This window comes from Schauerella aestuarii, from assembly GCF_009866805.1.
Classification (GTDB): Bacteria; Pseudomonadota; Gammaproteobacteria; order Burkholderiales; family Burkholderiaceae_B; genus Schauerella; species Schauerella aestuarii.
In genome coordinates, this window is sequence record NZ_SIZW01000043.1 from 581,261 (window position 1) to 593,782 (window position 12,522).

Annotated in this window: 11 protein-coding genes and 1 tRNA gene; 7 read left to right on the forward strand and 5 right to left on the reverse strand. The window is 62.9% G+C overall.

All coding sequences use genetic code 11. The features are described 5' to 3' along the window. The first annotated feature begins 186 nt into the window (after nt 1–186). Entirely contained in the window at nt 187–528 is a 342-nt protein-coding gene (locus EYW45_RS21980; RefSeq protein WP_161137584.1) for a helix-turn-helix domain-containing protein, read from the forward strand. Nucleotides 529–858: 330 nt separating this feature from the next. On the opposite strand, the gene EYW45_RS21985 is transcribed toward EYW45_RS21980, so the two are convergent. After that, nucleotides 859–934: transfer RNA gene (locus tag EYW45_RS21985), tRNA-His, on the reverse strand. 288 nt (nt 935–1,222) lie between these two features. Here EYW45_RS21985 and EYW45_RS21990 point away from each other — a divergent pair. The 6 genes from EYW45_RS21990 to bamC all read left to right on the forward strand — a co-directional run bounded on the left by EYW45_RS21990 (nt 1,223) and on the right by bamC (nt 5,608). Beyond that, nucleotides 1,223–1,510, forward strand: coding sequence for a hypothetical protein (locus EYW45_RS21990; RefSeq protein WP_161137585.1), 288 nt, complete (start codon nt 1,223–1,225; stop codon nt 1,508–1,510). Nucleotides 1,511–1,515: 5 nt separating this feature from the next. Further along, entirely contained in the window at nt 1,516–2,010 is a 495-nt protein-coding gene (locus EYW45_RS21995; protein ID WP_161137586.1) for an NUDIX domain-containing protein, read from the forward strand. Between the two features lie 170 nt (nt 2,011–2,180). After that, a complete protein-coding gene (locus EYW45_RS22000; protein WP_161137587.1) occupies nt 2,181–2,807 on the forward strand; it encodes an L-threonylcarbamoyladenylate synthase in 627 nt (208 codons plus the stop codon). 18 nt (nt 2,808–2,825) lie between these two features. Next, complete coding sequence (locus tag EYW45_RS22005) at nt 2,826–3,476, forward strand: site-2 protease family protein (RefSeq protein WP_161137588.1); 651 nt, start codon at nt 2,826–2,828, stop codon at nt 3,474–3,476. An 85-nt stretch (nt 3,477–3,561) separates the two neighbouring features. Further along, nucleotides 3,562–4,458 (forward strand): 4-hydroxy-tetrahydrodipicolinate synthase, encoded by an 897-nt coding sequence (gene dapA, locus EYW45_RS22010; protein ID WP_161137589.1) that lies wholly within the window; start codon nt 3,562–3,564, stop codon nt 4,456–4,458. Between the two features lie 19 nt (nt 4,459–4,477). Further along, nucleotides 4,478–5,608 carry an outer membrane protein assembly factor BamC gene (gene bamC / locus EYW45_RS22015; protein ID WP_161137590.1) on the forward strand — a complete coding sequence of 377 codons (1,131 nt, stop codon included), beginning with the start codon at nt 4,478–4,480 and terminating at the stop codon, nt 5,606–5,608. A 169-nt stretch (nt 5,609–5,777) separates the two neighbouring features. On the opposite strand, the gene EYW45_RS22020 is transcribed toward bamC, so the two are convergent. The 4 genes from EYW45_RS22020 to EYW45_RS22035 all read right to left on the reverse strand — a co-directional run bounded on the left by EYW45_RS22020 (nt 5,778) and on the right by EYW45_RS22035 (nt 12,447). Further along, nucleotides 5,778–5,990, reverse strand: coding sequence for an endopeptidase (locus tag EYW45_RS22020; protein WP_161137591.1), 213 nt, complete (start codon nt 5,988–5,990; stop codon nt 5,778–5,780). Nucleotides 5,991–6,165: 175 nt separating this feature from the next. After that, nucleotides 6,166–7,350, reverse strand: a complete 1,185-nt coding sequence (locus EYW45_RS22025) for a cupin domain-containing protein (protein WP_161137592.1) — start codon at nt 7,348–7,350, stop codon at nt 6,166–6,168. After that, nucleotides 7,347–10,013, reverse strand: a complete 2,667-nt coding sequence (gene mutS, locus EYW45_RS22030; protein ID WP_407924948.1) for a DNA mismatch repair protein MutS — start codon at nt 10,011–10,013, stop codon at nt 7,347–7,349. Before mutS ends, EYW45_RS22025 begins: the two co-directional genes overlap by 4 nt. A gap of 88 nt (nt 10,014–10,101) precedes the next feature. Further along, a complete protein-coding gene (locus EYW45_RS22035) occupies nt 10,102–12,447 on the reverse strand; it encodes a cytochrome P450/oxidoreductase (RefSeq protein ID WP_161137593.1) in 2,346 nt (781 codons plus the stop codon). Between the last annotated feature and the right edge of the window lie 75 nt (nt 12,448–12,522).

Sequence of the window (12,522 nt, forward strand, 5' to 3'; positions counted from 1 at the left end):
CCATTAATTTCGGCTGTCTAAGATTGCATAACAAACTCCGGCAGGAGGGCGATGGCGTTAGGCACCTAATCATTTGTCATGATGAATATGTCTAACAGTTCCGCGCTCCTCAAAGAACTAAAGAAATGTCTAGACCGTGCTCGCGTCATTACCGAGGCCCTTGCTCAAGGTCGCGTCTCGAAGGCCATGCCGGGCACATGGGAAGTCGACGCGGTCAAGGGATTGTTGACCGCACCTGATGGTGTGGTGCTCAAGTTGGCTGCAGCCGAGGCCACTGTCATTTCATTGCTGGCGCGCGCCAATGACCATCGTGGATCGTTCGAAGAGTTGCTCGATGCGTTGGACGATCACGACTACCGGGCGCGCAATCGTCTGGCCATATTGGTTTCCCGATTGCGCGCGCGAGGCAGCCGCAACGACATGGTGATTCCGCTGATTGGCGAGCGTTCGCGCGGCTACATCTTCATGGAGTCGCTCGTTGAGATTTCGGACGCGCAAGTCAGCTCGGCACGCCGAAGCGGAACGTAGCCTCTGCGCGGTTCTGCAACCGCCTGGCGCAGCGGGACGTTCGCGTCTCATCGCAGCACAGTGCGTTCGTGGTTAACCGCGGCGTTAATTGCGGTGATGGCCGGTGTCGCCGCTGTCGGCATGCCGCGCGAGGCGTGGCGAGGCGTGGCGTGGCACACTGGTCTGCTACCACAGCGGGCGAAACGGCGCGCAAGCGAAACACGTGCACGCGAAAACGCAAGCTGACGGCGCGATGCAAAGAGGGGGGTTGGATTGACGGCACATTGGCGTCAGGACAGTTCGGCGAGTATCTCGAAGAACCGGGGCATCGGCATGAAGCGCAATGCAAGATGGGGTGGCTGATGGGGCTCGAACCCACGACAACTGGAATCACAATCCAGGACTCTACCAACTGAGCTACAGCCACCGCTGTACTGCTGAGAACGAAATTCTAGCACGTTTTTTTCGCCGTTGTCGCGGTGGCCGATTGCATTGTTGTGCCATGTGTCATGCCTGTGACGGTTTCGATAACCGTTTTAATAGGGGCGTGCGGTTCGATCGGGGAAATCCACGACGCAAAGCGCTATCCGACCCCGACGATTCCGGCTACCATCAAAAGCTAAATGCATGACGTGTAGCCTGCGCCGTGTTTGTTGGAATCTATGCACTTCCCTGTCGCCAAGGGGCGTGATGCTTGGCCTTGAAAGGTTTTCGTGTGCATCAAAACAACTTGGTCTACAAAGGCTTTCGCCTCAATGCGAGGGTCTCGCGTGAATTTCCCGGTGGCTCGGCCGATGACGGCACCGCGCCACAGTTCACCGCCACGGTGCTCGTCACGCGTGCGAACATGATCCAGAGCTTCGGCGAGGATTACGTGGTGCCGAAGTTTGCGAAGGGTGACCATGTCGATAGTCCGCGCGATGCCGTGCACGTGGCGGTCTCGCATGGCTGCGATATCGTGGACGCGCTCACGGATGGCGTCGTGGCGGCGGCGCCCAAGTAACGCCGATGTCGGATTTTGCCAACTCGACCATTGGCCGTTTGCGGGCGCTTGTAGGCGCGCAGCCCTTGCTGTGTCCCGTCGTTCGCATCTTCATCGAAAATGCCGATGGCCGCTTTCTCATGCAGGCCCGGGGCGACTACTTGGGGATGTGGGGGTTGCCCGGCGGCAACATCGAATTGGGCGAAAGCGTGATTTATGCGGCGCGGCGCGAAACGCTTGAAGAGACCGGACTCACATTGGGCGAAGTCGAGATGTTCGGCTACTCGTCTGATCCGGATATCGAGACGATGACGTTGCCCAACGGGCATGTGTGCCAATATCACGCCGCGCTGCTGCACTGTCGCGATTACAGCGGCACCGCAGGTTTCGACGGCGAAGAAACGGTGGGCATCGATTGGATCGACCCCGACGGCGAATGGCCACCCGTTCATGCCCAGATCGCGCGTTCGATCGAAGCCTATCGGCAGTGGCGCAAATCCGGCCGATTCCAGAACGTCTGAGCCACGCTGGCGGCGCTGCCGATCAGGGTGGTTATGCTTTCGGCGAGCGCCGGCAGGTCGGTTTCGCGTTGACGCTTCCTGATCTCTTCACATTGAGAAGGTAAGGGCTAGTCGGTCAGCGGACAGCCTTCGGCTCGCCCGGGACGAGAACTTGAGTGTTAGCATGCCCCATGGCTCAAATTTTCACTGTCCACCCAGATAATCCCCAACCTCGTCTGCTGAAGCAGGCTGCGCAGCTGCTGGATAACGGCGGACTGCTGGCCGTGCCGACCGACTCCAGTTATGCGGCAATCGCCCATCTGGACGATCGGGAAGCGGCGGACGGCTTGCGCCGGCTGCGCGGGTTGGACGATCGGCACCACCTGACGCTGCTCTGCCGCGATCTGACCGAGATCGCGCACTTCGCGAAGGTCGACAATCGCCAGTACCGTTTGTTGAAGGCGGCCACGCCTGGCCCCTGGACGTTCATTCTCGAAGCGACGAAGGAAGTGCCGCGCCGCGTGTCGCATCCGTCCCGCCGCACCATCGGCATTCGAGTGCCGAGTCATCCCGTTACGCTGAGCTTGCTCGAGCAGCTCGGTGCGCCGCTGTTGTCGACGACGCTCATTCCGCCCAACGAAACCGATGCGCTCAACGATGCCGAAGAAATTCAACGGCTGCTGGGCAACCAGCTTGCCGGCATTGTGGATAGCGGTTCCTGCAGCCGTACACCGACCACGGTGATCGATCTGGTAGACGACACCCCGCTGATCGTGCGATTGGGTGCCGGCGATCCTGCCACACTTGGTCTGGCCTGATCCCCCTACAATCGCCGCATGAACGACATCGTCCAGACCATTGCGGTCTACGCCATTCCCGTGATCTTCGCGATCACCCTGCACGAGGCCGCCCACGGTTATGTGGCGCGCATGTTCGGCGACCCCACAGCCGCGCAAGCGGGCCGGATCACGCTGAATCCCATCAAGCACATCGACCCGGTCGGCACGTTGCTCGTGCCCCTGCTGATTTTGCTCGCCTCCAAGATGCTGGGCGGGGCCGGCATGCTGTTCGGTTGGGCCAAACCGGTGCCGGTGGATTTTGGACGGTTGCGTCGCCCCAAGCGTGACATGTTGTGGGTGGCGGCCGCGGGCCCCGCCTCCAATCTGGTGATGGCCGTGATCTGGGCCATCTCGCTGCGCCTGATGATTTCCGATACGAGCAGCTTGCAGGATTTCTGGCCGCAGATGGCCATTGCCGGGATTCAGGTCAATCTGGTGCTGATGGCGCTCAATCTGTTTCCGATCCCGCCGCTGGACGGCGGGCGGATCCTGTTCAGCTTGTTGCCACACCGCTGGGCATGGCAGTATTCGCGCCTGGAGCCCTACGGCTTGATGATCGTGCTGGTGCTTTTGGCGACCGGGGTGCTGTGGACCCTGCTGCGGCCGGTGCTCGAACTGGGGCAGGCCTTCGTCGGCTGGTTTCTCTAGTTCGTGCGTATCCGTTAAACTTTCCGTCCTTTAACGATTTTTGGGCCCGGGCGCACGACGCTGCCGGGCGCTGGAGTCCTGATTTATGGCATCCGCCGCAAGCGTAACGTTCCAGGGCAGCATGGTGGCTCTGGTCACTCCCATGAAGCCCGATGGCGCCCTCGACCTGGACGCGTATCGCGCCTTGATCGACTGGCACGTCAAAGAGGGTACGGATGCGCTGGTTGTGGTGGGCACCACGGGCGAATCGCCCACGGTGTCGGTCGACGAGCATGCCGAATTGATTCGCATCGCCGTCGAGCACGCCGCCGGCCGGATTCCGGTGATCGCCGGAACGGGCGCGAACTCCACGGTCGAAGCGATTCATTTGTCGCGGCGCGCCAAGGAAGTCGGCGCGCATGCCGGCCTGTCGGTGGTGCCGTATTACAACCGTCCTACACAGGAAGGCTTGTACCGTCACTTCAAGGCCATCGTCGAAGCCGTCGATCTGCCCACGATTCTGTATAACGTGCCGGGCCGCAGTGTGGCCGACATGAGCCACGATACGATGCTGCGCCTGTCCGAGGTGCCCGGCATCATCGGAGTAAAGGAAGCCACCGGCGATATCGGCCGCGGCGCGCTGCTCCTGAGCGAGGCACCGGCGAGCTTCCAAGTGTTCAGTGGTGACGATCCCACTGCTGCGGCGCTGATTCTTCTGGGCGCGCGCGGCAATATTTCCGTCACGGCTAACGTGGCACCGCGCATGATGCATGACCTCTGTGCGGCGGCGCTTGCGGGCGATGTGCCTCGCGTGCGCGAACTTAACGGGCGTCTTGCTCGTCTAAACAAGCTTCTTTTCGTCGAGGCCAATCCCATCCCGGTCAAATGGGCGCTTGCAGAAATGGGGCTTACGGCTCTGGGCTATCGTCTGCCCTTGTCGGAGCTGAGTGCGGCAAACCACGACGTCGTGCGCGGTGCGTTGCGCGACGCGGGACTGCTGTAAATCAATCGTGAGGACACGTATGAATACACGCCATGTTGGCGTATCGGCCATAATGGCTGCCCTGCTTGCGCTGGGCGGTTGCAGCAGTATCAATCAGATGCTGGGTCGTGAAGAATCCATCGACTACAAAAGTACGGCGCCGCGTGGCGACCCGCTGAGTATTCCCCCAGACCTGACGCAGGCTGCCAACGATCCGCGATATCGCGCGCCGTCTTCGGGTTCGGCAACGTTCTCCGAGTATCAGCAGCAAGGTCAGGCGCAGATGCAGCAGAGCGCAGCCACCAAAACGTCCAATGTGCTCGTGCAGCCCGAGGGCATGCGCGTCGAACGTGATGGCGACCTGCGTTGGCTCGTGATCGACCAGCCGCCCGAGGCGCTTTTCCCGCGCATCGTCGACTTCTGGACCGATACCGGCTTCACGCTGCAAACCAACGATCCCAAATCTGGCCTGATCGAAACGGCCTGGGCCGAAAATCGTTCCAAGATTCCCGAAAGCTGGCTGCGCCAGGCGTTGGGGATGATTCTGGATAGCGCCTACGATAGCGGCCAGCGCGAAAAATTCCGCACGCGCGTCGAGCGCGTGGGCAATCGCACCGAGATCTATATCAGCCATCAGCAGATGGAAGAAAAACGCATCGGTTACGACGGCATGCAAGTGCGTTGGGAACCGGGCGCTGAAGATCCTGGTTTGAATGCCGCGATGATCGCACGCTTGATGGTTTATCTGGGCACCGACGTCAATCAGGCCAAGCAGATCGTGGCGTCCGCTGAGAAGTCGCCGCAAAAGCCCACCGTGCAAGGCGTGTCGTCCGACGGCACGGGCCTGTTGATTTCCGAGTCGTTCGACCGGGCCTGGCGTCGTGTGGGTATCGCGCTGGATTCGGGTGGCTTCGCCGTGGACGATCGCGATCGTTCGACGGGTGAATACTTCGTGCGTTATGTGGATACTGACACGGGCGTGCAAAACGAACAGCCCAGCATCTTCAGCCGCCTGTTTGGCGGTGACAAGCGTGCGGCAGCGGCGCAATACCGTATCAAATTGGTCGAGCAGGCCGGCACCACGCGCGTGAGCGTGTTGGATCCCAACGGGCAGCGCGATAACAGCGCTACGGCTCAGCGGTTGCTCGGCGTGTTGCGCGATAAGATGTAAGACACAGTTGAACCCGGGCGCGTACGCCCCGGTCTTCAACGGAAAGAAAAGCCGATCCTTGATTCAAGGATCGGCTTTTTTATTTGGCCATGAAAAACGGCCCAGCCGCCAAAGCGTTGCTGGACCGTCATCGAGCGCATACGATCATGCGCTCTGGCTCGCCGCGAGATTAACGTGCGGTGCCAGTGCCCGTACCGGGAGCGGCCGGCGTGGCGGGCGTCGTGGTGCCGCCCATCGTGCCACCGGTCGAAGGTGCCGTAGGCGTTGCCGGTGCCGTGGAGGGCGTCGGCGTGGCGGGCGGGGCAGCGGGTTCGTCAGCCTTCTTGCAGGCGGTCAGGGCAAAGGCCACAACCGAAGCGGCGATCAATGTTTTGCTCAACATAGGGTAGCTCCTCTTGTAAAAAAGAAAATTGCGTGCTTCGCGTTGAAGCGATGCCACAGACTACCTGAATCGCCGCAAAGGTTCCGTGTGAAAATTAAAGCCTTCGCGTCCCAAACGAAACAGTCTTAACACAGCAGTGTCAGAGCTGACCGGATGTGTCTATGGTGGGAACTACTTACTCAATAAGTAGCCAGCCGTCCTGCACCCAGTTGTCCAGAAGCTGCCTCACGCTCGGTGTGACGCGTGCCTCTTTCGCGCTTGGCACGCTCATCCGCCGCGCATCGGCCAAGGCAATCAAAAAGTCCGAGGGCTTGCCGGGCACGACTTCGCCATTGATGAAAAGGTTGCCGTCGCGATGCAGCATGCGGGTGCGCCGGTCGAGCTTGAAGGTGGCGCCGGTGGGCCACTCAACGGTCAAATCCGGCGCATCGTCGCTGGGATTATCGAATTGGGTCGATGGGCCAGGCTCGGTCAACCAGCACCCCAGAAATCGGGTGGCGAGCGTGGTGTCGAATGCCACGGCACTGACGGCCTTGAGGCTGGCGTCGATCAGCTTGTCGGGAATACGCGCCGGCTGCGCGGCCGGCTTTTCACCGGGATCCTGGTAGCGACCAGCCAGTGCCGGCCCGGGAAGCGGCGGCTCGCCAAAGGGGCCGGCGCCCATCCCGGCGCGGGCACGAATCTGGTCTGCTGCCGCTTCAAGCATGCCTTGCGCCAGAAAGGCCATGGTGGGGGCGCGAAATCCCACGGAAATCGTCATGCACTCATCCAGCGCAATGCCGTCGTGCGCGACGTGCGGCGGCAGATAAAGCATGTCGCCGGGTTCGAGGACGAAATCTTCTTCAGGTTGAAAATCCTTCAGGATCTTCAACGGCAAGCCCGGTTTCAGCGACAAGTCTTTTTGTTGGCCGATGCGCCAGTGGCGTGTGCCCACGGCTTGCAGCAGGAACACATCGTAGCTGTCGAAGTGTGCCCCTACACCGCCGCCTACGCCGGCGATACTGATCATCAGATCGTCCAGGCGCGCGTCCGGGATGAAGCGGAAGGCATCGCGCAGATCCGCCACCGCGTCGTCATGCAGGTCCACGCTCTGCACGAGCAGTGTCCAGTCGGGATCGGTGCGCTTGGGCAACGACCCGAACGGGCCGCTTTCCATTTGCCATGCGTCGCCTTCACGTGAGATCAGGCGCGATTCGGCCTCGTCCGATTTGGCCAGCTTTTTGACCCCAGCGATGCTGATAGGCGGCTTGAATGCCGGGAATGCCTGGCGTATGAGCAGCGGTTTGCGCTGCCAATACTGGCGCATGAAAACCTCGGGCGTGATGTCGCCCAGTGGCGGGTGCTGGCGATCGCGGGTCATGGGTGGCTGTGTTTGAGTTGATAGAGGGCGTCGAGCGCTTCGCGCGGCGTGAGGCTATCGGGATCGATGGCGGCCACGGCCAGCCGCAACGCGTCGCCTTCGGCGGCGGCACGCTCGAGCGATTCGATTTCGGCGGCGCGCGCGTCGGCTTCGCCGGGGGCGGCGAACAGGCCCAACTGTGGCGTGGGAGCGCCCTGGGTTTCGAGACGTTCGAGTTCGCGCGTGGCGTGGCGAATCACAGCGGCCGGCACACCGGCGCGTTGCGCAACCTGAATCCCGTAGCTGCGGCTGGCCGGCCCATCGCGCACTTCATGCAGGAAGACAATGCCCGTGGCCGCTTCGGCGGCCGCCAGGTGCACGTTGGCGGCCGTGGCCTGCTCGGCCGGCATGCGGGTGAGCTCGAAATAATGCGTGGCGAAGAGCGTGAGCGCGCCATTGTGCGTGATCAGCCGATGGGCGATGGCCCAGGCGAGCGCCAAACCGTCGTAAGTGGACGTGCCGCGGCCGATTTCGTCCATCAGCACGAGACTGTTGGGTGTGCTGGAGGCGAGGATCGCGGCGGCCTCGGTCATTTCCATCATGAACGTCGACCGGCCACCGGCCAGGTCGTCGGCAGCGCCGATACGCGTGAAGATGCGATCGATGCGGCCGATGCGCGCGCGGGTGGCGGGCACGAAACTGCCGATGCGGGCCAGCAGCACGATTAAGGCCACCTGGCGCATGTAGGTCGACTTACCGCCCATGTTGGGGCCGGTGATGAGCAGCATGCGGCGCGTGCCGTCCAGGCGGCTGCTGTTGGGCGTAAAGCGTTCGATGGCGCGCTCGACGACCGGATGGCGTCCTTGCTCGATATCGATCTCGGCGCCTTCGCTGAGTTCAGGTGCCGTCCAGCCGTGCTGTTGGGCATGACATGCAAGCGACATCAAGGCATCCAGCTCGGCCAGGGCGGCAGCGGCGCGCGAGAGTGGCGTCACATACTGCGCCAACGTGTCGAGCACTTGTTCGAACAGCCATTTTTCGCGGGCAAGCGCGCGGTCTTGCGCCGACAGCACCCGGTCTTCCCACTTCTTGAGCTCGGGCGTGATGTAGCGCTCGGCGTTCTTGAGCGTCTGGCGACGGCGGTAATCTTCCGGCACCTTGTCGGCCTGGCCGCGCGTCACTTCGATGTAGAAGCCGTGGACCCGGTTGAACTCGACGCGCAGGTTGTTGATGCCCGTGCGTTCGCGTTCGCGGGTTTCCAGTTCCATCAGGAACGCGCCACCATCGGTAGCCAGGGTGCGCAGTTCGTCGAGATCGCTGTCGAAGCCGGTTGCGATCACGCCGCCATCGCGAATGACGGCCGCGGGCTCGGGCTGGATCGCGCGGCTCAGAAAGTCGGCCAAGGCCGCATCGGGCGACAGGTGTGTGGCGAGATCGCGCAAATGGGGCGTGAGCGCAAGCTTGGCGAGATGGCCACACAACGTGGGCAACGCGACCAACGCCTGCTGCAGGCTGGCCAGTTCGCGCGGCCGCACCGACCGTAACGCCAGGCGCGTGGCGATGCGTTCGATATCCGGAAACACGTCGAGCAGACGACGCAGGGTGTCGATGGCGGGTTGGCGATGCAGCACGTCGCCATCGATCTCGGCAGAGAGCAGGAGGCTGAGCGCATCCTGCCGATCCTGCACCGGCGCGTTGTCGCGCAGGGGATGATGCAGCCAGCGGCGCAGAAGCCGGCTGCCCATCGGTGTGCGACAGTCGTCAAGAATCGAAAAGAGCGACGGGGCGTCTTCGCCCGACAACGTTTGCGTGAGCTCGAGATTGCGGCGCGTGACCGGGTCCATCAGCACATACTGGCCCGGCCGCTCGGCCGTGAGCGTCTGCACATGCGGCAGGGTGTCCGACTGCGTGCGCGATGCGTAACGCAGCAGGGCGCCTGCAGCGCACACGGCCACCGGCATGTCGTCCACGTCGAAACCGCTCAGCGCATCGGTTTTGAAGTGCGCGGTGAGATGGCGCAAGGCACCGTCGTGTTCGAAGTGCCAATCGGGGACGCGGGCCCGGGCGCCTTCAAACACGAACGTCAATTGCGTGCGATCGGCGCAGATGAGCTCGGCCGGCGCAATGCGGTGCAGTTCGGATTCGATCTGGTCCAATGCGCATTCGGTCAGGCGGAATTCGCCGCTGGCCAGATTGAGCCACGCCAGGCCGGCCCGCGGTTGACGGCCGTTTTTGCCGAGGTGCACGGCGGCCACGGCGCGGTCGGCTTTGGGCGGCAGCAGCGCGTCGTCGGTGAGCGTGCCCGGGGTAACGATGCGCACGATGCGGCGCTCGACGGGGCCCTTGGACAACGCCGGATCGCCGATTTGCTCACAGATGGCGACCGATTCACCCGCGGCCACCAGGCGCGCCAGGTATTGCTCCATGGCGTGCACCGGCAACCCCGCCATGGGAATCGGCGCGCCGTTGCTGGCGCCGCGCTTGGTCAGCGTGAGGTTGAGCAGACGCGCACCGCGCTCGGCGTCCTCATAGAACATCTCGTAAAAATCGCCCATGCGATAAAAGAGCAGCAGATGGCCGGCTTCTTCTTTCAGCCGGAGGTACTGCTGCATCATGGGTGTGTGACCGGGAGCGCTGGCGGGCGGGCGGGACGAATCGGCCCGCGGGGCCTTGGATTCCTGCATTGAAACGGGCTTTTTTGCGGTGATGGATCAACCGGTGAGTTTAGCGTGCCCGCCACTTTATTGCCCGCCCGCGCAGGCCGCCTTTTTCCTACAATTCGATCACCAATCGGCCATCGCATGCCCGCGAGCAACACGTCATCATCTTGGTGTTGGCCTCGCGTTCGGCCCGAGTGAGCACCACGTCGCGATGATCCACGCGCCCGGCGAGCACCCGCACCTCGCACGATCCGCACAAGCCTTCTTCACAATCGCTTTGAATGTCGACGTTGGCCGCACGCAGCGCGGTGAGTAGCGTTTGATCGGGCGGGACGGTCAGGACGAGGCCGGAATCTTTCAGTTCGACCTCGAAGGCATGCTCGCGGGTGGGGTCGAGCGTGCCGAGGGTGGATTCGAAATGCTCGACCCGCAAGGCGTCGGCGGGCCAAGCGTTGCAGTGCTCGGCCAAGGCGCTGAGCATGCGCTGCGGGCCGCAGGCGTAGACCTGGGTGCCGGGCTGCGGCTGGGCGAGCAGGGCGCCCAGATCGTTGCGGCGGCCTTCGTCTTGCGCATAAACGTGCAGGCGGTCGCCGTGCAGCGCGGTGAGTTCGGGCACGAAGGCCATGGTGGCGCGACGGCGCCCGCTGTAGTGCACGCTGTAGTCGATGCCGAGGGCCTGGGCGCGCCGCGCCATGGCGCTGATCGGCGTGATGCCGATGCCGCCCGCGATGAGGATGACCTTGCCGGCATTCTCGTCCAGACGAAAGTGATTGCGGGGGCCGCGAATCCTGAGGCGGTCGCCCGCGCGCAGGGTGCCGTGCACCCAGGCGGATCCGCCACGGCTGGCGGGCTCACGCAGGACGGCGATTTCGTAGGCACCGGTGTCGTCCGGATCGCCGCACAGCGAGTATTGACGGCTGATCTCGCTGGTGCCGCATTCGATGTCGATATGCGAACCGGGCGTCCAGCGGGGCAGCGGGCGGCCATCCGGGGCGGCCAGGCGCAGTTTGACGATGCCGTCGGCGACTGGCGTCACCTGCTCGACCACGACCGGGCGCGTGATGGCATGCTTGGACGGTTCGCCAATGCGCACCGGCGTTTGCGATTGCAGCACGCGCGCGTCGGTACGCTCGGGGTTGCGCGCGGGATCCCATTCGACCCAGACGTGTTCCGGGCCGCGAAACGAGGTATTCGGCACATACGAAAAATCTTGCTCGGCAAGTCGCATGTGCGGCAACCGGCGCGTGAATTCTTCGAGAAAAATCTGCATTTCCATGCGCGCGAGATTTTTGCCCATGCACTGGTGCGAGCCGTAGCCGAATGTCAGATGATCGCTGGCGTTGTCGCGGCGGATGTCGAACAGATCGCCGCCTTCGAAATGGCGATCGTCGTGGTTGGCCGACGAGGTCACGATCAGCAGCTTGGCGCCTTCGGGGATATCGACGCCGTCGATCTGCACCGCGCGCGTGGTCAGGCGGCGCCAGGCCGCTACCGAGCCGTTGTGCCGCAGGCACTCCTCCACGGCGTTGGGAATCAGGCTGGGGTCGTCGCACACTTCACGCCAGACGTCGGGATGCTGCAACAGCAGCTTCATGGCATTCGCGGTGGCATTGGCCGTGGTTTCATGGGCCGCCACGATGCCGGCCATCATCATGGAATGCAGGTATGAGTCGGTGACGACATCGGGTTGCTGCTGTTGCTTGCGAATGCCGTACTGCATCCAGCCGGCGCCGTCAGGGTTCTGTCGCATCTTCTCGAGCACCTTGCCGGCAAACTGCCAGAAGTTGCCCACGGCATGTGCCACAGCGACTTGTTCTTCAGGCTTGGGACGGCCCCAGGTATTGACGGTATGGGCGATCGAGTACTTGCGCAGCGTGTCCATATCTTCTTCGGGCACACCGAGGAAATGCAGCGCCACCGTGAGCGGCACCTCCCACAGCATCTGATCGACCAGATCGGCGCGGCCGTCGTCGATGAACCGGTCCACATACTCGCGCGCCAGCCGCCGCACGAGCGGCTCATGATGCTTGAGTTCTTCGGGCGTGAACGGATCCATCAGCGCACGCCGGCGCGGCATGTGGGCCGGCTCATCTTCGTTGACCAGCGTGCGGTTCATGGCGTAGCCATAACTTGCCAGCACGGCATTGGCTTCGTCGCCCGTGGGCGTGATCTTTTCCAGTGCGTTCGACGGGCTGAACGTGATGTTGTCGCGGAAGATCGCTTTGATATCGGCGTACCGCGTGACCACCCAGTAGCCCAGCTTCGGGCTGTAGAACACGGGCTCCTGCTCTCGCGCCCATTTAACGTACTCCGGCGGATCCTGCTGATAGCCTTCTTCGAAGGGATCGAAGTCGGCCGCCCGCTGGCTGACGGGGCAGCCGGTGGGTGAGCGTTGATCGGAGAGGGCGCCATGGGCGATGGGACAGCCGCGAGCGGCGGCAGGGTGCGGGAGAGTCATGCGGATCGCTCCAGAAAGAAAGGGACGTCCGATCGAAGCCGCGACGTGCGAAGGCCGCACGTCGAGGTGGCCTTC